The sequence below is a fragment of the Pseudomonas graminis genome, assembly GCF_004364335.1.
Taxonomy (GTDB): Bacteria; Pseudomonadota; Gammaproteobacteria; order Pseudomonadales; family Pseudomonadaceae; genus Aquipseudomonas; species Aquipseudomonas graminis_D.
This window is the reverse complement of record NZ_SOCR01000001.1, coordinates 37480-62223: the sequence shown is the minus strand read 5'-3', so window position 1 is coordinate 62223 and position 24744 is coordinate 37480. Positions and strand designations below refer to the sequence as shown.

20 protein-coding genes are annotated in these 24744 nt (G+C 61.7%); 9 read left to right on the top strand and 11 right to left on the bottom strand.

The genetic code is table 11. From position 1 onward, the window contains the following. The first annotated feature begins 383 nt into the window (after positions 1 to 383). Positions 384 to 3125, top strand: coding sequence for a beta-glucosidase (locus EC919_RS00245; protein WP_133770104.1), 2742 nt, complete (start codon positions 384 to 386; stop codon positions 3123 to 3125). 141 nt (positions 3126 to 3266) lie between these two features. On the opposite strand, the gene EC919_RS00240 is transcribed toward EC919_RS00245, so the two are convergent. Beyond that, a complete protein-coding gene (locus tag EC919_RS00240) occupies positions 3267 to 3893 on the bottom strand; it encodes a TetR/AcrR family transcriptional regulator (RefSeq protein WP_133770102.1) in 627 nt (208 codons plus the stop codon). Positions 3894 to 4183: 290 nt separating this feature from the next. Here EC919_RS00240 and EC919_RS00235 point away from each other — a divergent pair, with 290 nt between their 5' ends. Further along, a complete protein-coding gene (locus tag EC919_RS00235) occupies positions 4184 to 4405 on the top strand; it encodes a hypothetical protein (protein ID WP_133770100.1) in 222 nt (73 codons plus the stop codon). 46 nt (positions 4406 to 4451) lie between these two features. Here the strand turns inward: EC919_RS00235 and EC919_RS00230 are convergent, their stop codons facing one another. The 6 genes from EC919_RS00230 to EC919_RS00200 form a co-directional block, all read right to left on the bottom strand. Further along, entirely contained in the window at positions 4452 to 4592 is a 141-nt protein-coding gene (locus EC919_RS00230) for a DUF2256 domain-containing protein (protein ID WP_133770098.1), read from the bottom strand. Beyond that, on the bottom strand, positions 4589 to 6127 hold the full coding sequence (locus EC919_RS00225) for a cryptochrome/photolyase family protein (protein WP_133770096.1): 1539 nt from the start codon (positions 6125 to 6127) through the stop codon (positions 4589 to 4591). Before EC919_RS00225 ends, EC919_RS00230 begins: the two co-directional genes overlap by 4 nt. Positions 6128 to 6274: 147 nt before the next feature. After that, positions 6275 to 6580, bottom strand: coding sequence for a protealysin inhibitor emfourin (locus tag EC919_RS00220; protein WP_133770094.1), 306 nt, complete (start codon positions 6578 to 6580; stop codon positions 6275 to 6277). 25 nt (positions 6581 to 6605) lie between these two features. Then, positions 6606 to 7670, bottom strand: a complete 1065-nt coding sequence (locus EC919_RS00215; RefSeq protein WP_133770092.1) for a M4 family metallopeptidase — start codon at positions 7668 to 7670, stop codon at positions 6606 to 6608. A 944-nt stretch (positions 7671 to 8614) separates the two neighbouring features. Next, positions 8615 to 9361 carry a response regulator transcription factor gene (locus tag EC919_RS00205; protein WP_133770088.1) on the bottom strand — a complete coding sequence of 249 codons (747 nt, stop codon included), beginning with the start codon at positions 9359 to 9361 and terminating at the stop codon, positions 8615 to 8617. Next, positions 9346 to 10644, bottom strand: a complete 1299-nt coding sequence (locus EC919_RS00200) for a GAF domain-containing sensor histidine kinase (protein ID WP_133770086.1) — start codon at positions 10642 to 10644, stop codon at positions 9346 to 9348. The genes EC919_RS00205 and EC919_RS00200 overlap by 16 nt, the downstream gene beginning before the upstream one ends. Before the next feature lie 265 nt (positions 10645 to 10909). Here EC919_RS00200 and EC919_RS00195 point away from each other — a divergent pair, with 265 nt between their 5' ends. The 5 genes from EC919_RS00195 (at position 10910) to EC919_RS00175 (ending at position 16348) form a co-directional block, all read left to right on the top strand. Continuing rightward, a complete protein-coding gene (locus EC919_RS00195) occupies positions 10910 to 11950 on the top strand; it encodes an ABC transporter substrate-binding protein (RefSeq protein WP_133770084.1) in 1041 nt (346 codons plus the stop codon). Between the two features lie 73 nt (positions 11951 to 12023). Continuing rightward, the gene (locus EC919_RS00190; protein ID WP_133770082.1) at positions 12024 to 13481 is read left to right on the top strand and encodes a sugar ABC transporter ATP-binding protein; all 1458 of its coding nucleotides are present in this window, start codon (positions 12024 to 12026) and stop codon (positions 13479 to 13481) included. Continuing rightward, entirely contained in the window at positions 13478 to 14467 is a 990-nt protein-coding gene (locus EC919_RS00185) for an ABC transporter permease (RefSeq protein WP_133770080.1), read from the top strand. Before EC919_RS00190 ends, EC919_RS00185 begins: the two co-directional genes overlap by 4 nt. Further along, the gene (locus EC919_RS00180; RefSeq protein ID WP_133770078.1) at positions 14464 to 15420 is read left to right on the top strand and encodes an ABC transporter permease; all 957 of its coding nucleotides are present in this window, start codon (positions 14464 to 14466) and stop codon (positions 15418 to 15420) included. Before EC919_RS00185 ends, EC919_RS00180 begins: the two co-directional genes overlap by 4 nt. A 16-nt stretch (positions 15421 to 15436) precedes the next feature. Beyond that, complete coding sequence (locus EC919_RS00175; RefSeq protein WP_133770076.1) at positions 15437 to 16348, top strand: SMP-30/gluconolactonase/LRE family protein; 912 nt, start codon at positions 15437 to 15439, stop codon at positions 16346 to 16348. Between the two features lie 44 nt (positions 16349 to 16392). Here EC919_RS00175 and EC919_RS00170 read toward each other — a convergent pair whose 3' ends face one another. Further along, positions 16393 to 18417 carry a methyl-accepting chemotaxis protein gene (locus EC919_RS00170; protein ID WP_133770074.1) on the bottom strand — a complete coding sequence of 675 codons (2025 nt, stop codon included), beginning with the start codon at positions 18415 to 18417 and terminating at the stop codon, positions 16393 to 16395. A gap of 376 nt (positions 18418 to 18793) precedes the next feature. Here EC919_RS00170 and EC919_RS00165 point away from each other — a divergent pair, with 376 nt between their 5' ends. Then, positions 18794 to 20602 carry a sensor domain-containing diguanylate cyclase gene (locus EC919_RS00165; RefSeq protein WP_133770072.1) on the top strand — a complete coding sequence of 603 codons (1809 nt, stop codon included), beginning with the start codon at positions 18794 to 18796 and terminating at the stop codon, positions 20600 to 20602. Positions 20603 to 21054: 452 nt separating this feature from the next. On the opposite strand, the gene gloA is transcribed toward EC919_RS00165, so the two are convergent. Continuing rightward, complete coding sequence (gene gloA, locus EC919_RS00160; protein ID WP_133770069.1) at positions 21055 to 21585, bottom strand: lactoylglutathione lyase; 531 nt, start codon at positions 21583 to 21585, stop codon at positions 21055 to 21057. Positions 21586 to 21785: 200 nt separating this feature from the next. Between gloA and EC919_RS00155 the strand changes: the two genes are divergently transcribed. Further along, a complete protein-coding gene (locus tag EC919_RS00155) occupies positions 21786 to 22289 on the top strand; it encodes a DUF4946 domain-containing protein (protein ID WP_243842184.1) in 504 nt (167 codons plus the stop codon). 493 nt (positions 22290 to 22782) lie between these two features. Here the strand turns inward: EC919_RS00155 and EC919_RS00150 are convergent, their stop codons facing one another. Both EC919_RS00150 and EC919_RS00145 read right to left on the bottom strand, forming a co-directional pair. Continuing rightward, complete coding sequence (locus EC919_RS00150) at positions 22783 to 23148, bottom strand: histone-like nucleoid-structuring protein, MvaT/MvaU family (RefSeq protein ID WP_133770065.1); 366 nt, start codon at positions 23146 to 23148, stop codon at positions 22783 to 22785. Positions 23149 to 23503: 355 nt separating this feature from the next. Next, a complete protein-coding gene (locus EC919_RS00145; protein ID WP_208294935.1) occupies positions 23504 to 24601 on the bottom strand; it encodes a tetratricopeptide repeat protein in 1098 nt (365 codons plus the stop codon). Positions 24602 to 24744: the final 143 nt, after the last annotated feature.

The following is a 24744-nucleotide window of genomic DNA, read 5'->3' as shown; positions in this document are numbered from 1 at the left end:
AACCCAGTGTTTACGGGGTTTCAGGCGTTGAGCGGTGCAAATTGCTAAACCTACAGACCTGTAGGTTTAGCAAGAGTTCAGGTGATGTATCAAAAAATGTCGAGTTTGTTCGAGATTGATTATTTTGTTTGACATCACTTGAAAACAATTGCCTTAATTTAAACGTCTCGGGCAACGCTCGTGCAGTTCGGTGGCTCATCGCCATTAACGTTAGTTACAGAAGATCAAATTGCCCACACTCATCGTCACGTTGTAACGCCACTTTCCGATTCACCGATGTTCTTTCGAGAACTTCGGTATAGGCAGCTGACTGCCTGAAACAAAGGCTTGTGGCGTGTCAACTGCGACAAATGAGCGCGGGTGATACTTGGAGAGCGTCCCCTATGCGAAACCGTAAAACTTTCGGTGCCCACTCGGCACTGGCTTTGTTGAGCCTGGCCATCTGCCACGCCAACGCAGCCGACACCACGACCCAAGAGCAACTGGCGGCCAAGGAACTGCGCGCTGACAAAGCGGCAGAAAAAACCCTGGCGAAGATGACTCAGGAAGAAAAGCTGGCCTACATCGGCGGTATCGGTGGTTGGGACGTCAAGCCGCTGACCCAGTACGGCGTGCCACAGATCCACGGCGCTGACGGCGGCGCAGGTATCCGTTACACCAGCGAAGGCAACGATCCGGGCGTGGTCTATCCGTCCGGCCCGAACCTGGCGGCCACCTTCAACCCGCGTCGCGCCATCGACTTCGGCCGCGCCCTGGGCTACGACACCGCCAGTGGCGGCTACCAGTTCGTCACCGGTCCGGGCATGAACCTGTACCGCATGCCGTGGAGCGGCCGTGCCTTCGAATACCTCTCCGGTGAAGACCCGTTCCTCGGCGCCAGCCTGGGTCCAGCGGTGATCAACGGTATCCAGCAGCGTCGCGTCTGGGCAGAAGCCAAGCACTACGCCGGTAACGATCAGGAAACCAACCGTTTCATCCTCAATCAGATCATGCCTGAGCGCGTCCTGCGCGAGATGACCCTGCCGCCGTTCGAGTCCGCCACCAAGAACGGCACCGTGGCGATGATGATGTGCTCGTTCCAGAAGGTGAACGGCGAGTACGCTTGCGAGAACAAGCACCTGATCGCCGATATCCTGAAAAAGGAATGGGGCTTCAAGGGTCTGGTCCAGAGTGACTACAACGCCGTCGTCCACGGTCTGCCAGCGGCACAAGCCGGCACCGACCTGGACATGATGGGCGGCCAGATGAACAGCAAGGTGCTCAAGCCGTACCTGGACAGCGGCGAGCTGGACATGGCGACCATCGACGACAAGGTCCGCCGCATCCTCAAGAACATCTACCTGTACCAGTTCGACAAGTTCGCACCGCTGACCACGCACAACATGAACAGCGCCACCAGCAACAAGGTCGCTCTGAACATCGCTCGCGAAGGCATCGTGCTGCTGAAAAACCAGGGCGACGTGCTGCCACTGGACAAGAACAAGGTCAAGCGCATCGCCGTCGTTGGCGACCTGGCCAAGTACGCGCCGCCGACCGGTTTCGGCAGTGCTCACGTTGATGCCACCCGTTACATCAGCGAGCTGAGCGGTCTGCGCCAGATCGCCCCGGGCGCTCAGGTCGAGTTCCTTGACACCCTGTCCCTTGACCCGACAGCGATGCACTGGACCACCACCGACAGCAAAGGCAACAGCGTTGCCGGCATGAAGACCGAGTACTTCAACAACGCCACCTGGTCCGGCGACCCGTCGGCCACCCAGATCGACACCTACGTCAATCTGGACTGGTCCACCGACAGCGTGCCGAGCAACGGCGACACCGCCAACACCTCGATTCGCTGGAGCGGTCAGGTCACACCGACCATCAGCGGCGACCAGGTCTTCAAAGTCCGTGCCGACGGCGCAGTGCGTCTGTGGGTCAACGGCGAGAAGATCATCGACAACGGCGACGGTGAGAACATCACCAACAAGAGCATTCCGCCGACCATTCCTGTTTCCGGCAAGATCAAGCTGGAAGCCGGCAAGGCTTACGACGTGAAGCTTGAGTACTCGCGCCGTGACGGTTACCTGTCGACCATGGGCGGCCTGGTGGGCGTGCAGATGTCGACCGCTTCGCTGACCGCACCTTCCGACCTGTCGCAATACGACGCGGTCGTGGTTGCCGTGGGTAACAGCTCGGAATACGAAGGTGAAGGTTTCGACCACAGCTTCGATCTGCCTGAGTACCAGAACGAGCTGATCCAGAACATCGCCAAGGCCAACCCGAACACCGTGGTGACCATGCACGGCGGTACCGCGCTGAAAATGAGCGACTGGATCGACCAGGTGCCGGCTGCGCTGCACGCGTTCTACCCGGGTCAGAACGGTGGTCAGGCCCTGGCCGAGATCCTGTTCGGCAAGGTCAACCCGTCGGGCAAGCTGCCGATCAGTATCGAACGCAACATCGAAGACAATCCGCTGTACAAGGATTTCCCGAACTTCGATAACACCCGCACCAAGGTCAAGGAAATTACCTACGCTAACGACCTGACCATGCTCGGTTACCGTGGCTACGACAAGACCAACACCAAACCGCTGTTCGCGTTCGGTCACGGCCTGTCGTACACCCAGTTCACCTACAACAACATCTCGGTCACCCCGGGCGTTGCAGTGGGCAACACGCCGATCAAGGTCTCGTTCGACCTGACCAACAGCGGCAAGCGTGCCGGTTCCGAAGTCGCCGAGCTGTACGTCGGCCAGCAGAACCCGACAGTCGAGCGCGCCGTCAAAGAGCTGAAAGGCTACAAGAAGGTCTTCCTGCAGCCGGGCGAAACCCGTCACGTCACCATCGAACTGAACGATCGTTCGCTGGCGTACTTCGACGAGGCGAGCAAGCAGTGGGTGATCGATGCTGACACCTTCAACATCAGCCTGGGCGCGGCCTCGGACGACATCCGTCTGAACGCCAAGCTGGTCAACTCGTTCCGTCAGGAACTGTCGACCACCACCAGCAACCCGCTGCCACGTTCGGCGCTGAACTCGGTCAAAGTGACCTTGCCAGCGGTGAAGACCGGCGGTGTGCTTGATCAGACCGAAGACACCGACGCAGCCAACGGCAACACGGACTACGACGGCAACACCGAGTACTGATTGAGCGCTATTGGCGAGGGCTGAAACACTGGCCGGCGTCGGGAGTTGATCCCGGCGCTGGCTGAGGCCTGAACCGAGTGACAACCTGGGCTTGAGATACAGAGAGTGAGGCGATCCGGCCAGTCCGGATCGCCTCATTTTTTATGCGCGGATATCGCGCTCGACCTGCGCCATGTAGCTGTCGAACCGCTGCACCAGATCGACTTTCTCCGGGAAGCGCAGCCATTGCAGCTGCAGCCCGTCCATCATCGCCAGAATCTGGTGAATGAGCGCGTCCAGATCCACATCCCCACGCACTTCGCCGGTGGCCACCAGATGGTCGAGCCGTGCGCGCATGCGCCCGTGAATCGTCACGTAGCGGGACTGAAACCACTCCCACCCCGGATGGCTGTCCACCAGGCTTTCGGCGTTGAGCATGCTGAACGCGCGAATCACGCCGGGCGCCGTCGCGTTGGAACGGTTGATCTGCCGCAGGCCGCTGACGAAGCCCTGCAGTGTCGGCTCGCTGTGCAAGCTGCTGATCACTTTGTGATTGACCTCGTCGCGACGCGCGAGCACGCCCATCAGCAGGGCCACCTTGTTGGGGAAGTGATGCAGCACGCCCGCCACCGAGATGCCGACGATGTCGGCGATGCGGGCAATGGAGGCGCCGGTGTAGCCCTCCAGCGAAAACAATTGCAGCGCGGCGTCGAGCAGTTCTTCGCGGCGCTTTTCACCCTTGGGTGCGCGGCGGGTGCGGGGGAGTGTGTCTGACGTATTTCCTGTCATCGGGTTTACCTGGCGTCTCCATGATTTGCAGGTGTCTGGGCGCTTCGGCATGCCTGTCGCGACGCCGGGTTGCGAGGACGCAACGGGCAGAAAGGGCGCGGCAAGTCGTCGCGGGTGCTGAAACGGCACGCTCTGTTTAAGGGCGCAACCGGCTTTTGGCAAGCGAAAACTGATATTCAGGACTGTCGGCAGGCAGGTGCCACCGTTCGGGTGAGCCCCGTCCAGAAAATGGGAACTCCCGCCGTGCGTGCCTCTCCTTTGAAGTAACTGACAAACAAGGAGGATCCACCGTGAACGAACAAGCCAGTCCCGGAATTGCCTATCTGATCGAATGCGCCGAGGAGACGACGATTGATTCGCGGCTGTTTGCCATTTACGAAGCCCTGGCCGAAGCGGGCGGGCTCGTTCCCCAGGAATACTTGATCAGGGTTGCCCGTGAAACCACGGCAGGCCCCAAGCAGCAGTTATTGATCAGGCTCATCGGCAGGGCCAGCCGCGCTCAAGTCCATTGATCAGTCGGGTCATCCCGTGTGTGCCCACTGACGCTGATTGAACCCTTTACGTCTCCGAGCGCTTGCCCCGCCGGCAGCGCTCCGAGCAGTAACGCACCTCGTCCCAGCAGCGCGCCCACTTTTTCCGCCAGGTGAACGGCAGCCCGCACACTGCGCAGGTCTTCACCGGCAGCTCGCTCTTCTTCAAATGGCCTCTCCGGCGTCGAGTTTGCCCAGCAGCGCCTCGCCCCTTTGCCACAGCGCGTCCTGTTTGGCTTCGGTCATTCGGTCGAGATTTTTGTAGACCATGCCCATCCGTTGATTGGCCCGCAGCAGGTTGCTGTGGCGCATCACGAAATGCCAGTACAGCGAATTGAAGGGGCAGGCGTCCTCCGTCGTGCTTTCCTTGACCTTGTAGGCGCAGCTGCCGCAGTAGTCGGACATGCGCTTGATGTACTGGCCGCTGGCGCAATACGGCTTGGAACCGAGATAGCCGCCATCGGCGTGCATGACCATGCCCAAGGTGTTGGGCAGCTCGACCCACTCGAAGGCGTCCATGTAGATCGCCAGGTACCACTCGCAGATCTGCTTCGGCGCGATGCCGGCCAGCAGCGCAAAGTTGCCGGTGACCATCAACCGCTGGATGTGGTGGGCGTAGGCGTGTTCAAGGCTCTGACCGATGGCCTGGCTCATGCAGTTCATTTTGGTCTGCCCGGTCCAGTAGAGCTCCGGCAGCGCGCGAGTGTTGCCGAAGGCGTTGCCTTCGGCGTATTCCGGCATCTTCAGCCAGTAGACGCCGCGCACGTATTCCCGCCAGCCGATCAGCTGGCGTATGAAGCCCTCAGCCGCGTTCAGCGCGACGCTGCCCGACCAGTACGCCGATTCCACGTCGCTGCACAGCTGGCGCAGATCCAGCAGACCAATGTTCAGCGCCGCGCTGATGCGTGCATGGAACAGGAAGGGCTCGTCAGTGGCCATGGCGTCCTGATAGTCGCCAAACGCTGCCAGCCCGTAATCGAGAAAATACTGCCAGAGGGCCTGGGCGTCGGCGTGGGTCACCGGGTAGTCAAAATCGTCCAGCGAACCGTAGTGGCCGGAGAACCGCTCACGCACCAGCGTCAGCACGTCGCGGGTGATGGCGTCCGGGGCAAAACGCGCGGGGTAGGGCGCCGAGACCTTCTTCGGCAGCGCTTTGCGGTTTTCCGCGTCGAAGTTCCAGGCACCGCCCACCGGCGTGCCGTCGCTGTTGAGCAGCAATCGTTGCTTGCGGCGCATCTCCCGGTAGAAGAATTCCATGCGCAGCTGAACCTTGCCGCTGGCCCACCGGGCAAAATCCTCGCGGGAACACAAAAAGCGCGTGTCGCTGTGCCACACCAGCGGCAGTCCGCATTCCCGGACCGAGTGCTCCAGACGCCAGTCGCCGCACTCGGTGGCGTGGACTTCTTCGGCTTGCAACGACGCGTGCCAGCGCTGCAATTCAGTGGGCACCGAGCCGGTGTTCAGCGGGTCGTCCAGCGTCACGTACTGCACGATGATGCCCCGCTCCTGCAGCGCCTGGGCGAAATGGCGCATGGCGCTGAAGATCAGGGCGATCTTTTGCGGGTGATGGGGAACATGGGTGGCTTCTTCCATGACCTCGACCATCAGCACGGCGTCGCGCTCGGGATCGAGCTCGGCAACGCAGGCCAGGTCGAAGGACAGCTGGTCGCCGAGGACCAGGCACAGGCGGCGGACGGGCATCATCGATCAGCACCCTGTGACGCGTTGGCAGTGTGGGCTGTTAGCGTGATTCGACGGAGGGCAGATGAGAGAAGGTTGGGCACGGGATTCCTGATGGGCAGGGAGCGAGGGCGCCGAGCATAGCGGTTTGCCCGGCGCGCGGTCATGGGGCTAGCTGGATACGTGGCGCCTGACGCACTGCATCAGGCCCTGCAACGGGCCAGACGCGACAGGCGCGGGGACGCAGACAGTGCGCTCCCGGTCGCCTTCGCTGATGGTCAGCGTGTAATGCTGCATGCCGCGCAGCGCACGGGCCGGGTGTCGGCCTTCCGGCAACGCGAAGAACTCGGAGGCGTCGACCAGTTGCCGCAGCTCTTTCTGGTCGCCCTCCGGCAGGGCGTCCACTTCGATGGTGTTGGGCTTGTTCAGCCCGGGAAAATAGGCGACCCCGCCGCTTTCGCTGAATGAGATACGCATCTTGATGGTTCCTCGTCATGGCGGATCATTGCGCGTTGATGCCCACGGCCGCCCAGCCTTCTTGTACCGCGATTTGTGCTGCTTCGCCTACACCGTACAGCCGACCGGCGATGTCGTGGGTGATCCGCGCAAAGCGCACGAAGCCGGCATTGGGGCGCAGACGCGAATCGCGCAGCGCGTCGTACCAGATGCGCCCGGCTTTCTCCCAGGCATGACCGCCAATGCGCGTCGCCACTTGATAAAACCCATGGTTGGGGATGCCCGAGTTGATGTGCACGCCGCCGTTGTCGTCGTAGGTATGGACGAAGTCGTCCATATGACCGGGTTGCGGGTCCTTGCCGAGCACTTTGTCATCGAACGCGGTGCCGGGGGCTTTCATCGAGCGCAGCGCGCTGCCGGTGATCTTGTCGGTGAACAGCCCTTCACCGATCAGCCAGCTGGCCTGCTCGGCGGTTTGTTTCAGGGCGTACTGTTTGATCAGCGAGCCGAACACGTCGGACATGGATTCGTTCAGCGCGCCGGCCTGGTTGAAGTAGACCAGGCCGGCTTCGTCTTCGGTGACGCCGTGGGCCAGTTCGTGGCCGATCACGTCCAGGGCGATGGTGAAGCGGTTGAACAGCGACTGGTCGCCGTCGCCAAAGACCATCTGTGCGGAGTTCCAGAAGGCGTTGTTGTAGTCCTTGCCGAAGTGCACCGTGGCGTCGAGGGCCATGCCGGCGTCGTCGATGGAGTTGCGGTCGAAGACGTCGAAGAAGAAATCGAAGGTGGCGCCGAGGCCGTCGTAGGCTTCGTCGACGGCCACATCGCCACTGACGGGCTGGCCTTCACCGCGGACCAGGGTGCCGGGCAGGGTTTCGCCGCCGTCGGCGGTGTAGATGGAACGGCGTTTGCCAGTGAGTGGCGCAGCGGCCAGGTGAACCAGGCGTCGGTCGGGTTGTGCGCTGAGGCGCAGGGAGCGAAAGGTGTTGTCTTTGGCCCGGGTGCGCAGGGCGGCTTCGCGCTGGGCCTTGGTGCCGTTGCGCGCAATCTGGTCCAGCAGGTAGGGCGGGATGAGGCAAAGAATGGGGTTACGCGTGTGGTTCCTGCACATGGGCAATACTCCTGGGTGACATCGTTCAGTTGAGCGACGCGTCGCGGTCTCGCATTAATCGACAAGCGAAGAGGATGCCGTGTTCCCCAGGGTCAAAAGCGTCTGCCTGGGGGCAGACTGTTTCGCCTTCGGCGAGTTACTTGGAAAAGCACCCCAAGTTACCAAGGGTGCTTGCTCCTGGCTTGGTTCCTCCTGCGTCGGAATACCCTCACTCCGACGACGCTCCGTGGGCCCGCGCCGAACGGACATCCATGTCCTGACGGCGCTCTCGCCGCATCCATGCGGCTCGACCCACTGCGCGTCGTCTACGTTCGGCCAGCGCCCAAGTCGCGATTGTCGTCGTCTGAAATATTTGTGTATGAGGATCAAAAGCACAGCAACAGCAACAGCAACAGCAACAGCAAACGGCAAACGGCAAACGGCAAACGCGAGTTGTGGTGTGTTGACGTGCGTTTGCACAGTCTTTCCAACCGGCATGCGACCCCCTGTAGGAGCCGGCTTGCTGGCGAACGCGGTGGGTCAGGTATGAATATATCGACTGACACAATGCATTCGCCAGCAAGCCGGCTCCTACAGTGAAATCGCGTTCACCCAGTGGGACCGCCTCTGACAGTAGGACCGGCTTTAGCCGGGATGCCTTTGACCTGCTTGTGATCTGCTTTTGATCTTCTCCGCGGTAGTTCAAGCACCGCAAAACGCGACTTTGGTGCAGGCTGAACGGAGGTCTCGTGGAGTGGGCCGAGCGGCATGGATGCCGCGAGAGCCGCCCCCCGCCATGGATGGCGGATGGCGGCGGGCCCACGGAGCGAGACCGGAGTGAAGGAACCCCGAGGTACGAGGGGCCAAACCAGGAGCAGGCACTTTTGCTTACTTTTGGTGCTTTTCAAAAGTAAGTCGCCGAAGGCGAAACCCGAGGCCCTTAGGCCGACGCTCTTGATCTTCCCTCAGTCCCCTCCAACCCGATGCCGCCCGGGGTTTTTCAGCCACAGTTGCAGTTCGGCTTCGGCCTGTTCCAGCGCGGTGCGGTTGAGCAGGCGGCGGAGCAGGGCGATGTTGACGGCGCGGGCGCGGAGGTTGAAAGCGGTGCTGCGCTCCCCAGCCGCATCGGGCTGGTAGACCCCGAGCTTTTCGTAAAGCTGCTGCAACCGGTTCTGCACGCTGCGCAGCGACAGGTTGCGGCGAGTGGCGATGGTGCGGTCGGTCAGGCCTAAGGCGATGTCCTGCAGCACCTCGTATTCGCCATCACTCAGCCCGGACAACTGATCGTGGGCTTTGAGCTGCACGCCGCGAATCTCGCGGTCGATCACGCACTGCTGCTCGATGAACAAGCCCCGCAAGGCCAGACGCAAGCGCTCTTCCGAGGCGGTCTTGAGGATGTAACCGTAGGCCGCGCCCTGAGGCACGATCCGCGCGATGCCCCGCACGTAGGCCTCGTCCGAGTAATTCGACCAGAACAGAATCGACGTGTCCGGCTGCTGCCGCCAAATAGTTTTGGCCGCTTCGACCCCGGTGCGGCAGGGCATTTGCAAGTCCATCACCACCGCATCCACCGGGCTTTCGCTGAACAACCGCTCGCCGATCTGACCGTCTTCAGCCTCCAGCAAACGCGTGCATTCCGGCAGTGCCACTTCGATCACTTCGCGCAGGAACGCCCGATGCACCGGGTCGTCTTCAATCAGCAGGACTTGCATGGTGCCTCCGTTAAAAGCGCAGGCCCGGAAACCGCTGCCGCCTCATCAACCAGGTCCAGAGCAGCCAGCGGCAGGCACACCCTTACGCGCGTGCCTCGCTCGTGGGGCCCGCGTTCGATATACAGCTGCGCCGCCATCAGTTGCGCACGCACCTGCATGTTCTGAATGCCGCCGCTGTTAAGCCGGTGGCCGAGGTCCAGCCCCACGCCGTCATCGTCAATCGTCAGCTGTAACAGCCCGCCCGTGTGGTTGATGTGGATGACGATGCTGTCCGGCATGGCGTGCTTGATCGCGTTGTTCACCGCTTCCTGAATGATGCGGAACACCGCGACCTTCACCGACTCCGGCAAGCGATCGCCCATGCCGTCGGTGTTGTCCTGCAAACGCGTTTCGATGCTCAGGCCGCTGTCGCGTACGCTGCGCCGCAACAGATCTTCAACGCCTTCTTCGAAGCCGAACAACTGCAGCACCGTCGGCTTGACCGCATCGATCAGTTGCCGCAGCTCCTGCATGCTGTCCTTGAGCGAGCAGGCGATGCCACGCAAGTCCTCGCCCGGCACGCTGGGCAGGGTTTGCAGGCGGGCGATGCGTCGGTGCAGACGGGTCATGTCGGCGAGGGTTTGGTCGTGCAAGTCCATGCCGACCCGCTGACGTTCGCGCTCCAGCTCCTCGGTCAGGCGCAGCGCGCCCTGGCGCAGACCTTCCTCCCGCGCACGCACTTGGGCTTCGGCAATCGCCAACTGTTTGGCCTGTTCGGTCTGGCGCAGGGCGTACACGTACGAGGCCAGCAGATCGGCGACGTGCTGGGTGTGGCGCACGTCATCCAGGGTGTAGAAATGCTCGGTGTGTTTCGAACAGCTCAGGGCGCCGATGATTTCGCCCCGCGCGCGCAGGGGCACGTGCAAGCGACTGCGCAGACGGGCATCGAAAATCGGGTGGTTGACGGCGCCGGGGAAGGCGAAGCGTGCGTCGTTCATGGCGTCGTGGGTCAACAGAAACGCCTGCTCACCCAACAGCACCGCACGAATGGGGCTGGTGTGCACCGGCATCGGTTGAGCGACATCGCCCCACAGCGTGTGAACGCCGCTTTCATAGGTGATGTGCTCGCGGCCGTCGAGGATGAACAGGCATACATCGAGGTGATCGTGGGGCAGGATCGGGCTGATTTCCCGGGAGACGGCGTCGATCATCGACTGGAAATCCAGCTGGCCGGCGAGGGCGCGGGAGATACCGAGAAAATGATGCAGCACGTCTTCGGCAAGGGTGTGCGGTCGCTGTGCCATGGGCTTCAACCTGTTTTTATTGTCTGGATCGAACGCTTTTTGCAAAGAACTGAACAGCGGAGCAGTCCGGTCATTATGGCCCCTGTGCGGCAAAAAGAACGCAGGATCCTGCAGGTCGCTTGCGGGATCCCGCATCAGGTCTGCACGATTGACCGCTGACGCTCCGCACCGGCCAGTGCAGACTCGCCGCGTACTGTTCGTATAAAGGTGCGACCGACGCCGTCGGCCACTCTGCAGCCCCCATAAAAATAACAAGGGTTCAACTATGAAAAGTCGTCGTCATCCGCTACGCCGTTCATTGCTCTGTGCCGCACTGGCCGTGGCGCCCCTGATGGCTCTGCCCGACGCTTCCCACGCCGATACGGCTGACAAGAAGATCGCGCTCTCCAACAATTACGCCGGCAACTCCTGGCGCCAACTGATGCTCGCCAGCTGGCAGCAGACCACAGACAAAGCCGTCAAGGATGGCCTGATCGCGTCGGCTGACAGCTTTACCACGGCGGAGAATCAGGCCACCGAGCAAGCCGCGCAAATCCAGAACCTGATCCTGCAGGGCTATGACGCCATCGTCATTAACGCCTCCTCGCCGACGGCGCTCAACGGTGCGGTGAAGCAGGCCTGCGATGCCGGCATTATCGTCGTGTCCTTCGACGGCACGGTCTCCGAGCCTTGCGCCTACCGCATCTCCATGGACTTCAAACAGACCGGCATCGAGCAGATGGATTACCTGTCCGAGCGCTTCCCCCAGGGCGCCAATGTGCTGGAAGTGCGCGGCCTGGCCGGCGTGTCGGTGGACGAGCGCATTCACTCAGGCATCACCGCTGGCGCGCAGAAACACCCGAACCTGAAAGTGATCGGCGAAGTGAACGGCAACTGGTCGCCGACCGTGGCGCAGAAAGCCGTTTCCGGCGTGCTGCCCAGTCTGCCGAAAGTCGACGCCGTGGTGACCCAGGGCGGCGAAGGTGTCGGCATTGCCCAGGCCTTTGTCGCAGCAGGGCGTCCGCTGCCGGCGATCATCTTTGGCAACCGCGAAGAAGAGCTGAGCTGGTGGAAAAAACAAAGCGACACCCAGGGCTATCAGAGCTTCTCCATCAGCAGCGGACCGAGCATTTCCAGCCTGGCGTTCTATGTCGCGCAGCAGTTGCTCGACGGCAAGCAGATGCCCCATGACCTGTTGTCGCCAGCGGTTACCGTCACCCAGCAGACCCTCGACGCCAGCCTGAAGGACCTGCCCAAGGGCGGGATCGTCAGCGAAACCTACAGCGTCGACGACGTCGCCAAGCTCAAGCCCGCCGCTTCCCTGTGAGCTTTCCCCTGTGAGCCTGTCCATGTAAGCAAAGCAGGCCGCGCTGCCTGCGGCCCGCCAAGGAATTCCGACCATGAACGCAAATGGACCTGTGCGGGTGGCCTTCGCCGGCGCCGGCAAATCGTTCGGCGCCGTGCGCGCCCTCAGTGACGTCGACCTGAGCGTGCGCGCCGGCGAATGCCTGGGCCTGATCGGCCACAACGGCGCGGGCAAATCGACCCTGATGCAAGTGCTCGCCGGCACCCTGGCCGCCGATTGCGGGCAACTGCTGATCGAAGGCCGCGACCTGCGCCAAGGCTATTCAGTGCAAGTGGCGCGTCAGCACGGCATTCGCTGCGTGTTTCAGGAGTTGTCGCTGTGCCCCAACCTCAACGTCGCGGAAAACACCCGGCTGATGTCACCGGCCCTGCGCGGTTTTGGCTGGCGGCGTCGGGCCGGTGAGCTGATCGAAGCCATGCTGGAACAGATTTTCCCCGGCCACGGCATCGAAGCCGATGACATCGTTGCTGACCTGTCCATCGGCAAGCGGCAGATGGTTGAGATCGCCCGGGCGTTCATCAACGTCGACGAGCGCCTGGATCTGATCATCCTCGACGAACCTACATCATCCCTCGACGCGCGAGTCGCCGAGCAGCTCTTGCGCCACGTGCGGCGTTTCGCCGAGGGCGGCGGCAGCATCGTGCTGATCAGCCACATCCTCGGCGAAATGCTCGGCACCTGTGACCGCATCGCGGTGATGCGTGACGGCAGAATCGTCGAGACCCGCGCGGCCCGAGACTTCACCCACGATTCGCTGGTGGAAGTCATGGGCGGCACGGCGCGCGAACAGCAGCAGGCGACTGAGGATTTCGCCTCCCGACGCGAGCAGGGCAGCCCCCGCGTGGAACAGCGCCCGGCGCGTCAGGCGGATGGACGCACGGTGCAGGCGTTTGCCGGCGAGATCGTCGGGCTGTCCGGGCTGGCCGGGCACGGCCAGAGCCAGTTACTGACCCAGGTGCTGCGCGACTGCGTCAAGCACGGCAGCGGCGCGAGTTTCGTCGCCGGCGACCGCCAGACCGATGGCGTGTTTGCGCTGTGGTCCATCGCCGAGAACATCACCATCGGCTCGCTCAATCAGCTCAAGCGCGGCCTGTTGCTGAACCCCGACGCCGAGCAGGCCATGGCCGACGACTGGATGAAGCGCATGAGCATCCGCACCCCGGACATGAGCAATCCGATCCTGTCGCTGTCCGGCGGCAACCAGCAAAAAGCGTTGTTTGCCCGGGCCCTGGCCTCCGACAGCCAGATCATCCTGATGGACGATCCCATGCGCGGCGTCGACGTCGGCACCAAGCGCGAGGTGTACTCGATCCTGATGGAGGAGGCGGCCCGGGGCCGTACCTTCATCTGGTACACCACCGAGCTGGAAGAACTGACCTATTGCGACCACGTGTATGTCTTCCGCGACGGCCAGGCGGTGCTCGACATGCCGCGCAGTGAACTGAGCGAGGAGCGCATCCTGCGCAGCTCCTTCGCCGAGGAAACCCCATGAATGCCCCGTTGAATTCCGTTGCCCGCGCACCCGTCGCGGCACGCAACAACGCCGCACGCCGCGCCCGCATGCTCCGCGCGGCCTTGCCGGCGGTGTCGCTGGTGGTGTTGCTGGCGACCATCTTCATCATGCAGCCCCGGGCCATGAGCTACATGGGCCTGAATCTGATGCTCAACCTGGCGGTGCCGATCGCCCTGGCGACCATCGCGCAGATGCTGATCATCAGCGTCAACGATCTGGATCTGTCCATGGGCAGTTTCATCAGCTTCGTCGCCTGCGTGGCGGTGACGCTGCTCGATCAACACCCGTTTCTCGGCTGGCTGGCCTTGGCCGGGTGCGTGGGCGTTTATGCGGTGCTCGGCGCGCTGATCCACAGCCGCAACCTGCCGTCGATTGTTGTCACCCTGGGAATGTCGTTCATCTGGGTCGGCGGCGCGATTCTGCTGTTGCCTTCGCCCGGCGGGACGGCGCCGCAGTGGCTGCAAGCGCTGGTGCGGATCAAGCCGCCGCTGATTCCGCTGGCGATCATCGTCTGCATCGTGCTCGGGCTGGCGATGCACTTTTTCCTGATGCGCTCCACGGTCGGCGTGGTGCTGCGCGGGGCCGGCGGCAATCCGCTGGCGATCGCCAAGGCCGGCTGGTCGCTGCTGCGTATCAAAGTGGCGATGTACGCCATGGCCGGAGGCTTCGGCGTGTTGTCCGGGCTGTTTCTGGTGGGGCTGACCACGTCCGCCGACGCCAATGTGGCCCTGCGTTACACCCTGTTGTCCATCGCCGGGGTGATCCTCGGCGGCGGCGAATTCGTCGGCGGGCGGGTATCACCCATGGGCGCGGTGCTCGGCGCGCTGACCCTGGTGCTGGCCGGTTCGCTGCTGTCGTTCATCCGCATCTCGCCTGACTGGCAGATCGGCGCCCAGGGCGCGATTCTGATTTTCGTGCTGGCGCTGCGTGCGGCGGTCAATCGTATGGAGGTACGTCCGCTATGAGCACTTCAACTCTTGCAGCGCTGCGCGGCAAGCCGTGGCTGTGGTCATTCCTGGCGGCGTTATTGATCTGGGCGGCGACGCTGGTGTTCACCGGCGGGCAGGGCGCAGGCGCCTTACTGTCTGGGGCGCTGGCGTTCTCGACGTTCTTCGCGATTGTCGGCATCGGCCAGATGTTCGTCATCAGCACCGGGCCTGGGAACATCGACCTGTCGATTCCGGCCAACATCGCCTTGAGTGGCGCCTTGGGCATGAAGCTCATGGACGGCCAGGACGCGAACATCTGGCTGGGCGTGATCGGCGTGCTGGGCATCGGTGTGCTGGTGGGCTGCGGCAATTTCGCGCTGATCCGCCTGCTGCGCATTCCGCCGATCATCGCGACGCTGTCGGCCAGCTTCATCCTGCAATCCCTGGCGATTGCCTATGGCCGCAGCGTGCGGGTGCCGCCACCAGAGGGTTTCTACACCTTCGCCACGGGCCGCGTATTCGGCGTGCCGTATCTGGCCATTGTGGTGATCGCCGTGGCGGTGCTCATGGGTTACGTGCTGACCCGCACCCGCTACGGTCGCTCGGTCCTGGCCATCGGGCAAAACGCCCGCGCCGCCGAACTGGCCGGCATCCGGGTTGGCCGTATGCGCTTCGCCACCTACGTGCTGTGTGCGGTGTTCGGCAGCCTCTGCGGACTGACCCTGGCCGGGTTTTCCGGGGGCGCGTCGCTGGGCATGGGCGAGGAATACCTGCTGGCCTCCATCGCCGTCGTGGTGATTGGCGGGACCTCGGTGGCGGGCGGGTTTTCCAACGTGCCGGGCATCTGGGGCGCGTCGCTGTTCCTCTACCTGCTGGTGAGCATGCTCAACACCTTTGGCGCCAGTGCCGGGGTGCGGCTGATCCTCACCGGCCTGATCATCATCGCGGTGATTACCGCTGTCAGCGGACGCAAAAATGCCCGCGCCTGAATTAAGGATCGAACCTGTGTCCGACGACCTCTACGAATGCCATGACAAGCGTTTTCACCGCCTGATCCTGCCCAACACCCAGCTTGAGCGCCTGTATGACCAGTGCCGCTGGGCCGAAGGGCCGGTGTGGTTCAACGACGGCGGCTATCTGTTGTGGAGCGATATCCCCAACCAGCGCATGTTGCGCTGGACCCCGGAGCAGGGCGTGTCGACCTTCCGCACCCCGTCGAATTTTGCCAACGGCAACACCCGCGACCTGCTGGGCCGGCTGATCACCTGCGAGCACGGCACCCGCAGCGTCACCCGCACCGAACCGGACGGTTCGATCACGGTGCTGGCCGAGCGATTTGAAGGTAAGCGCTTGAACTCGCCGAATGATGTGGTGGTGCACCGCGATGGCGCGGTGTGGTTCACCGATCCCAGCTACGGCATCCTCACCGATTACGAGGGTTATCAGGCCGAAGAAGAGCAGCCGGGCCGCCATGTTTACCGGATCGACCCGGACAGCGGTGAGATTGCCTGCATGGCCAACGATTTTGTGCAACCCAACGGCCTGGCCTTCTCCCCGGACGGGCAGACCCTGTACGTCGCTGATTCCGGTCGCTCCCACGACCCTGACGGCCCCCACCACATCCGAGCCTTCGAGGTCATCAATGGGCGTGAGCTGGGGCAGTCGCGGGTGTTCGCGGTGATAGAGCCGGGCGTGCCGGACGGCATGCGCGTGGATGTGCAGGGCAATGTCTGGACCAGTGCCGGCGACGGCGTGCAGTGCTTCGCCGCCGACGGCACCTTACTGGGCAAGATCCGCCTGCCGGAGAAGGTAGCCAATCTGACCTTCGGCGGCCCTCGCCGCAACCGCCTGTTCATCACCGCGAACACCTCGTTGTACTCGGTGTACGTGGCAGTGGCGGGGGCCCAGATCCCTTGAACGATGGCTGAAGGGTGCGCGGCATTTTGCGCTGCGCCCGGTCCTCAGAGTTTGAAGCGACCGACCACGGTACGCAGTTCGCCGGCCAGCAGCGACAGTTCGTCCGCCGTTACCGCATTGTCCTCGATGCCTTCCATCAACACGAAGGTGCCATTGCGGATCTCGGTGACGTTGCGGTTGATGTCCTCGGACACGGCGTGCTGCTGAACGGCAGCGCTGGCAATCTGGGTGTTCATGCCGACGATCGACTCCACGCCTTCGTTGATCGCGTTCAGGCTCGATGACGTCTGATCGGCCGACGTCAGGCACTCCTGCGCCCGGTCCTTGCCCGCTTTCATCTGCTCCACGGCGGCGCTGGTCGCCAATTGCAATTGCTGGATGATCCGCTGGATTTCCGCGGTGGAGTTCTGCGTACGGGACGCCAGGGTCCGCACTTCATCGGCGACCACGGCAAAGCCACGGCCTTGCTCGCCGGCGCGGGCGGCTTCGATGGCGGCGTTGAGGGCGAGCAGGTTGGTCTGGTCGGCGATGTTGCGGATCACTTCAATGACCCCGCCGATTTCCTGACTGTGCAGCGCGAGGGCCGCAACCTTCTGCGCGCTGAGGTCAACTTCGCCGGCCAGCGCCTCGATGGTCTGGCGGGTCTGCTGCATGACGCCCAAGCCTTTGCCCGAGGCCTGGCTGGCCTGTTCCGCTGCACGGGCCGCGCCTTCGGTGTTCTGGGCGACGTCGGCGACACTGGCGGTCATTTCGTTGATGGCGGTGGCGACCTGTTCGGTTTCACCTTGCTGAGCGTTCATCGACACTTTGGCCCGGTCGATGGACGCACTCAGGCGGGCTGCGGCGTCTGACACCGAGCTGGAACTGCGCTCGACCTGGGCAAGGGATTCACCGAAAGCCTGAACCATGTGATTCAAACCGGTCCCGATGTCGGCCATTTCGTCTTTGCCAGCGACGTTGACCCGTGCGGTGAGATCGCCCTGGGCGATGCGGCGGGTGGCGCTCAACATGGCTTCCATGGCCCGACGCATGGCGCTGTAGATCCCGCTGAAGGCATAGATCAGCAGCAGGCCGGCGATGGCGAACATGGCCAGCATGGCGGCGCGTTCTGCCGACTTGTCCTGAACCCGTTGCTCCAGCACCGCAGACAGTGCCGCCTGCAAGGCGTCCTGCGCCTTGTACAGCTCGGCGACCACGGCGTTGCCTTTGGCCGGCAGCCCCTGCATGCCGCTGATGGTGTTTTGCGGTGAGGCGATCAGGGTTTCCACGTCATTGCGAAAGCCATCCAGACTCGAAAGCCCGCTGGTGACGGGGGACTGGATGCGATCGGCAAGGGCCGGCTCCTTGCGGCGCAGCAGGCTCAGACTCTGCAGCAATTCCTGGCGGATCTGGGTTTCCTGCTTGAGCAACGACTTGAGCGTGCCACGGGTGGCATCTGTCAGCGGCTGGCCTTCGTGGAGGCCGCTCGACAGGCCGCGCAACTGGCCAACCACGTTGATCTGGCGCGGCAGGCGTATGGTGCTTTGATCGATCAGGAACAGCGAGGCGTAGTCTTCGTCGAGGACCATCCCGGAGGTGGCGGAGACGAAGTAGATGAAATTCAGCGTCTGGGTCAGCTGTTCACTCCATGCGTCGAACATGCTTGCCGGGTCGGCCCCGGTTTTGGTCTGACTGATCAACCCTTCGGCCCCGGAACGCAGGCGCTGCACCCGATCGCCGGTTTCCAGCTCGACGGTGAACTGGCGGTCCGTGGCTTCCAGTTTGGTGTAGGCATCCAGGAGTTTGGTCTGGTTGGCGGCGAGGTCGGGCTGGGCGGTTTGATCCCCGCTGAGCAAGCGGTTGGTCAACGCTCTTTGCAGCATCGACAGGCGCAGCACGGGGGTGACGTCCATCAAATAGCGCTGACCGACTTGCTCGGAATGGATGTTTTCGATGCTCGTATTGAGTTGATGCAGCAGGCGGGCGCCCAACAAGGACAGCGGAAGCAGAACGATGATGGCCAGCACCGCAAACTTGGCAGGAAAGCGCAGGCGGTTGGTCAGGTACACGGCAGGGGCAAGAATATTCATGCAGCTCTCACAACCCCAAGCGGGGCAATTGGGTTTTTGTCGGTGAGAACGGTCCTTTTTTCTCGGGGTTCAATGGTGTTGGCGACGTTTTGCAGGAAGCGTCAGGGCTGGCCGCGCGTCGCTCTGATCCATCTGTCGGCAGTGATCGTATAAACTTTATAAAAAGTTGTACAACAGAATATATTTGTATAGCTTTGGAACTGAACCGATTAAGTGATGTCTTTGTGATATCACTTTTTTCGACTCAGCCGAACTCTCTTTTTGCCTCTGATCGTAGATATCGACCTTCCGTCATGATCGTGCGAAGATCACGTGCGGGGAGTAGTGGCCATGAGATATCATTCAATCTGTATTTTCAGAACCGAGGGCACATGCCATGAACTGTTCGCTGGAAATTGAGCAGAAGCGCCTGTCCGCGGTTCACGCTTTGCAATGGCTGGAAACCGCACACAGCGAGGATTTCGACCGCCTGTGTCGCTTGGCTGCCGCGCACTTTCGCGTGCCGACGGTACTGGTCTCGCTGGTGGAAAAAGACCGCCAGTGGTTTCCCGGTCGGGTAGGTTTCGACGCGAGTCAGACGCCCATCGAGCAGTCGTTCTGCCGCTACACCATTCAGAATTCCGGCGTCATGGTGGTCAATGACGCCACGCTGGACCCGCGCTTCGCCGACAACGCGCTGGTCACCCGACCTGATGGCATCCGTTTCTACGCCGGGGCGCCTTTGTTCAATCAGCATGGCGATGTGCTTGGCAGCTTTTGCCTGATCGACACAGTCCCGCGCACGCTGCAACCTGACGAAGTGGCTGTGCTCGAGGATTTCGCGCAACTGGTCATGGGACAGGTCGAACAGTGCCAGGCGATGCGCTACCGCCATCCGATCAGCCGTCTGCCCAATTTGCAGCAGTTCTTGCTGGACACCGAAGACGTTGCGGTGAGCGGGAGCGAGGTGCGGCTGATGGTTGTCATCCGTACCCAGCCGGTGCCGAGCCCTACGGATGTCAGCGTGAGCAGCAATCTGGATGCGCAACAAACGCGTCGAGAGATGGCTCACTGTCTGAGTCGACGTATGGATGGCATCGCCGAGCTGTACCACATCAGCGACCTGGATTTCTGCCTGCAGATGAGCTGCGAACAGTCTCGGCGGGACGACTTGGTCCGCATGCTGTTGGCCCTGATCACCGAGCCTTTTACTCACCATCAGGTTGCCGTGGGCCTGGCGTGCTGTGACGACGGTCAGAACTCCGCCGCTGCGCTCATGGGCAAAGCGACCCACGCGGCGGGGAGGGCCGTGTATCGGCAGGTGCCGTGGGCGGCCTATGACGAAGCCGAGGATTGCGCCCAGCGTCGCGCGCTGACCCTGCTCAACGAACTCGCCGAGTCGCTGGTCAGTGGCGACATCTATCTGGAGTACCAGCCACGCTTCAGCTTGCAGGACGGCCGCCTGCTCAGCGTCGAGGCGTTGATTCGCTGGACTCACCCGATTATGGGCAAGATCTGGCCAAGCGAATTCATCCCGCTGATCGAGAGCGCCGGCAGGATCAGCACGGTGACCCGTTGGGTGATCGACCGTGCCCTGAGCGACCTCAGCGGCTGGATCGACGAAGAGGTGCGGCTGTCGCTCAACCTGTCGCCGCTGGACTTCGCTGACCTGGACATCGCCTTGACGCTTCAGACCGCCTGCCATGACCACGGTGTTCAGCCCGCCCGTCTGGAAGTCGAGATCACCGAAGGCGAGTGGATTCGAGCGGACAAGCGCGTTATCGCTCAGCTCACCCGCATCCGCGAACTGGGCGTTGACGTGGCCATCGATGATTTCGGCGCGGGCTACAGCAACTTTGCCTACCTGCACGAAATCCCGGCGAACATCCTCAAGCTGGACAAATCCCTGGTCACCGACCTTGAGAGCAACCCCCGCAACCGCATCATTGCCCGATCCGTGCTGCATCTGGCCAGTGAGCTGGGTTATCGAACCGTGGCAGAAGGCGTCGAGACCTTTCGCTGCATGAGCCTGGTGCGTGAGTTCGGCTGCGAAGAAGCCCAGGGCTATTTCCTGAGCCGTCCCTTGAAGCTGCAGCAGCTTAAACAGCAGTGCCAGAACATCGCGCTGACATTCACCCCTGAGCCGTCGAACGCGCAGGTGTATGAAGATCTGGCTGATACGGATCAGGTGATAGAAGCAGCGTGACCCTGGCCGGGTTTCCCGAGTAGGACCGGCTTCAGCCGGGAAGAGGCCGCTATTGGCAACCTCAATTTTGCGGCGTGGCGCTTGACGTCTTCCCGGCTAAAGCCGGTCCTACGGTCGAGGTCATGCCGAATAGTCGACGTCATGGTTGAATAGTCGAGCTCACCGCCAATATTGCTGGATGCATGCGCTGCTTGCTGAATGCATGCGCTGCTTTTAGTGGGACCGGCTTCAGCCGGGAACAGGCCGGTGTGAGCAGCCTCAAATCTGCAGGGTGACCCCTGACGCTTTCCCGGCTAAAGCCGGTCCTACGGTCGAGGTCATCGCCGAATAGTCGACGTCATCGCCGAATAGTCGAGGTCATCGCCGAATAGTCGAAGTCATCGCCGAATAGTCCAGGTCACCGCCAGCCCCGTCCTGTCCCGATTAAAGCCAGTCGCGCTAAACGGGTCCGATTACTCGCCCGTTACTGGCGTCGGCTGGATGATTTCCACCCAGTAGCCATCCGGGTCCTTGATGAAGGCCAGGCTTTTCATGCGGCCATCGGTCAGGCGTTTCTGGAAGTCCACGCCCAGTTCCTCAAAGCGCGCGCAGGCAGCCTTTACATCGGGCACCGAAATGCAGATGTGGCCGAAGCCGCGCGGGTCGGCGTTGCCGTTGTGGTAGCAAAACTCAGGGTCGTTTTCGGTACCGTGGTTGTGGGTCAGTTCGAGTACGCCAGGGATGCCTTTCATCCAGACGTTGCGCGCGGCGTCGTCCTGCGGGATCTGTGCTTTATCCACCAGCGCCAGGAAGTACAGGCTGAATTCCGCTTCCGGGAAGTCGCGCTTTTCCACCAGGCTGAAGCCCAGCACGCGGGTGTAGAAGTCCAGGGAAGCGGTAGCGTCCTTGACCCGCAACATGGTGTGGTTGAACACAAATTGTGCGGTCGAGGCGTCCGGGGTGGCCGTGACGCCGGGGAAAGTGTTCAGGTCGTGCAGACTCATGGTTGTCTCCGGGTTAACGCTAAAATGTTGCGTAATGATACGGGCTCATGGCCGACGCGCCAAACCGAAGGCGCATAAAGCGCGGCTTTCGGCTTGTGGGCAAGGAATGACCAGCTCACACTTCGCGCCTCGACATTCAGGTACCGCCCATGCATCTCTCATTGCGCTCATGCGCCCGCGTTGCTTTCTGTCTCGTGCTGATGATTCCAGGCGTCGCGTCTTCGGCGGACGCTATGGTCGTCTGGCCCGACGGCTGGGAAGTTGAAGCGCTGCCCCAGCCGCCGGCGACCGAAGGTCAGCCCGCCGTGCAAATACGACAGCGTGCGGTCAAAAACGATCAGAACGGTGATCCGGCCATGGTGGTCGAGCTGACCCAGACGCAGCTGCAGCCCGGTCATTCGGTCAACGTGCAGAGCGTGCTGCTGGAAATGCGCAAGGCGGTGCAGGTCAATTTCGCGCGAGGCGGTTTTCAGAGTGTCTGCACGCGGATGAAGGACAGCACCCTGAGCGACATCCCTGCCATGGAAACCACGTGCACCATCACCCAGAACGGCAATCACGTCATGACCCAGACACTGGTGGCGGCGGCCAGTCCGGAATTGGCGTGGTCGTTGTCGTACGCCGGCTCGGCGGACGGCTACGCGGCCCATAAAGACGAGGTCTTGCAGATCAGGAAGGGTCTGCGCCTGGGGTCGGCGCCGTAGGTGAAGGCGGGTTTTTACACAAATCGCAGGCATAAAGAAGCCCGCCGAAGCGGGCATTGGGGCACTAATCCTTTAGTAGCCTCCATCCTCTACAACCCGGTGTGAAAAAAATGTGAAGCTCACGGGCCATTCAGCCGAAGAGGGAAATTTCATCTCAAGGTGTATGAAGGCTTATAGCCAGCTTTCATGTCATCCAAACCGGTTTGAAGGAATTAATCAGGCTGAAGATGCTCGACGGTTGAGCATGCTATGAGCCAGCGGTGCATTGAAAGCGATATATCCCACTATTGCGAATCTGTTCAGCTAATTGTCAGGTTGAATATTAAACGCAGACGTTGCGCCTCCACCCATTATTTAAAATCCGTCAGACATCGGTCGAAATCATCCGCGTTTAAAGCACTTGTTTCATCGCCATCTCCCTGCACTTGCAGAGAAGCTCCGCGAGCAGAGCTTCTTCTCAATGTTGCAGGACAATGTTACGGAGAGCAGAGGACTAGCGGCCTCGCAACCAGGAATCAACGACTTCAGCACCGTATTGTATTTTCCAGTTTTTCAAACCGCGATGGTTGCCGCCCTTGGTCTCGATGACTTCGCCGGTGTGGGGATTCTGATACACCTTGACCACCCGCGGGCGGCGGCGTTTCGGCGCTGCTGGGGTTGCGTTGGACGCACCCGTGTGGGGGTCGAGGATGGCGATGATGTCGCGCAAGGTCTTGTCGTACGTGCTCATCAGGGCCTGGAGCTGCTGCTCGAACTCGATTTCCTTCTTCAGTCCGGCGTCGTTCTTCAGGTACTCGAGCTGGGCCAGCTGCTCCTGAAGGGCTTTTTCTGCTGCGCGAAATTCGGCAAGTCTGGACAAAATGATACTCCGGCAATTAATGGCTGTTGTCAGCTCAATACAAGCAACGATGCAAGCAACAAGACGCGCATCCGGGTCTGCTGCTGTTGGTCTCGCCACTTCCTACCTGTCCCTGACATCAGGATCAGCCGTCGACACTAACTTCATGGGAATGAACGAAGGTATCAAGACGGGGTAGTTCAGTTGTGGCGCGAGTAAATAATGCACGTTTTTTACGCGTTGTAAAATAGCGGATGATTAATTGTTAGGTAAAACATGCTGGCGACGATAAGCGGGTCTGACAAGAAAAAAATAATAGGCGCTAAACGTTGTAAGTAATTTCTTATACTTTAGCGTTAATGGAAACTGTGCCGTCCTAGAGCCCCTGCTGCAAGGCAGGATCATCGGCGTTGAGCTGCTCCAGTTCAGCCAGCAGCACCTGCACTTTCTGCAGCTGCCCGGTCTCTGTCCAGTAACGGATCAGCAGAATTCTCGCGCGGCGGTCGGCGGGTTCGCGCTGCAGAATGTCTTCCAGCTGGCGCTGCGCCGCTTCCAGCTGATCCAGATCGTGAAGGGCGACGGCGAGGTCATAACGGTAACCGCTGTTGTCCGGTTCCAGTTCGATGGCCCGGGTCAACGGGAGCAGGGCGTATTCGGTCTGTTTATGACGCAGCAGCCATTGGCCCAGTGCGTGTTGCGCCAGAGCCGACTGGGGCTTTTTCTCCAGCCACTGGGCGAGCAACTGGCGCGAGCGATCGGCCTGGCCCTGACGGTCAAGCAACTGCACCAGCGCCAGGCCGGTCTCGAGGTTGTCCGGTTCCAGCTTCACGGCCAGTTCCAGCGCCTCAATTGCCTTTTGCGGGGTGCCGTTGTTGACATAGAGCCGAGAGAGCGCGAGCTGGCGTTGCGCACTCGGCGGCTCGGCGGTCAGCGCCTGTTCATAGTGCTGAGCGGCTTCCTGCAACGCGCCAAAGTACAGGCCTACTTCATCGGGACTCAACGGCAGCAGAGCCCGCACTGCGCTGAAGCGCACCTCATCGTCGGCATCGTCCAGCAACGGGCCGATCAGCATGCTCCGTTGTTCTTCAGGCAGCATCGCCGTCACCGTCTGGATGGCCGCCTGTTGCACCAGCGGCGCAGGGCGCATGAGATCGCCGCGCAGAATTTTCAGCGCCTGGGGCCCCGGGTAATTGACCAGCTCGGCGAGCAGGCCGGCGCGGCGGATGTCGGACAGGTCGGTGCGACTGAATTGCTGATACAGCACCCGCGCGGCGCCGGGCTTGCCGCCGTGGGCCTGCTCCAGTGCTTCGGCGTAGCTGTGATTGACCTGCGGTGCGGCCGGCGGCGCGTGCCAGTTTCGCACCAGCATCGCCATGGCGATGATCAGCAGCAACAGCGCCAGCGCAATTGCCACCTGCCAGCGCCGTCGCGCCTTGAGCTGAGCGGGTGTGCGCCGGGAAGACGATTCGGACATATCGGTTTCCGTGTGTGCGTGTGCAGCAGCTTCGGGGAGAGACCGCCGAGTGTCAAACGCTGTAGGGAGGGGTGACTCCCTCGAGCGCTTCCTCGGTGTTTATCAACGGTCCAGAAAAAAAGCCCCGAACCTTGTGGGTTCGG

Bases quoted from the DNA above. Each gene is read 5' to 3' on its own strand.
- EC919_RS00245 (WP_133770104.1), top strand. From the start codon at position 384: ATGCGAAACCGTAAAACTTTCGGTGCCCACTCGGCACTGGCTTTGTTG.
- EC919_RS00155 (WP_243842184.1), top strand. From the start codon at position 21,786: ATGATTCCAGGCGTCGCGTCTTCGGCGGACGCTATGGTCGTCTGGCCC.
- EC919_RS00165 (WP_133770072.1), top strand. From the start codon at position 18,794: ATGAACTGTTCGCTGGAAATTGAGCAGAAGCGCCTGTCCGCGGTTCAC.
- EC919_RS00180 (WP_133770078.1), top strand. From the start codon at position 14,464: ATGAGCACTTCAACTCTTGCAGCGCTGCGCGGCAAGCCGTGGCTGTGG.
- EC919_RS00220 (WP_133770094.1), bottom strand. From the start codon at position 6,580: ATGCGTATCTCATTCAGCGAAAGCGGCGGGGTCGCCTATTTTCCCGGG.
- EC919_RS00170 (WP_133770074.1), bottom strand. From the start codon at position 18,417: ATGAATATTCTTGCCCCTGCCGTGTACCTGACCAACCGCCTGCGCTTT.
- EC919_RS00190 (WP_133770082.1), top strand. From the start codon at position 12,024: ATGAACGCAAATGGACCTGTGCGGGTGGCCTTCGCCGGCGCCGGCAAA.
- EC919_RS00200 (WP_133770086.1), bottom strand. From the start codon at position 10,644: ATGGCACAGCGACCGCACACCCTTGCCGAAGACGTGCTGCATCATTTT.
- EC919_RS00240 (WP_133770102.1), bottom strand. From the start codon at position 3,893: ATGACAGGAAATACGTCAGACACACTCCCCCGCACCCGCCGCGCACCC.
- EC919_RS00195 (WP_133770084.1), top strand. From the start codon at position 10,910: ATGAAAAGTCGTCGTCATCCGCTACGCCGTTCATTGCTCTGTGCCGCA.
- EC919_RS00225 (WP_133770096.1), bottom strand. From the start codon at position 6,127: ATGATGCCCGTCCGCCGCCTGTGCCTGGTCCTCGGCGACCAGCTGTCC.
- EC919_RS00205 (WP_133770088.1), bottom strand. From the start codon at position 9,361: ATGCAAGTCCTGCTGATTGAAGACGACCCGGTGCATCGGGCGTTCCTG.
- EC919_RS00145 (WP_208294935.1), bottom strand. From the start codon at position 24,601: ATGTCCGAATCGTCTTCCCGGCGCACACCCGCTCAGCTCAAGGCGCGA.
- EC919_RS00185 (WP_133770080.1), top strand. From the start codon at position 13,478: ATGAATGCCCCGTTGAATTCCGTTGCCCGCGCACCCGTCGCGGCACGC.
- gloA (WP_133770069.1), bottom strand. From the start codon at position 21,585: ATGAGTCTGCACGACCTGAACACTTTCCCCGGCGTCACGGCCACCCCG.
- EC919_RS00215 (WP_133770092.1), bottom strand. From the start codon at position 7,670: ATGTGCAGGAACCACACGCGTAACCCCATTCTTTGCCTCATCCCGCCC.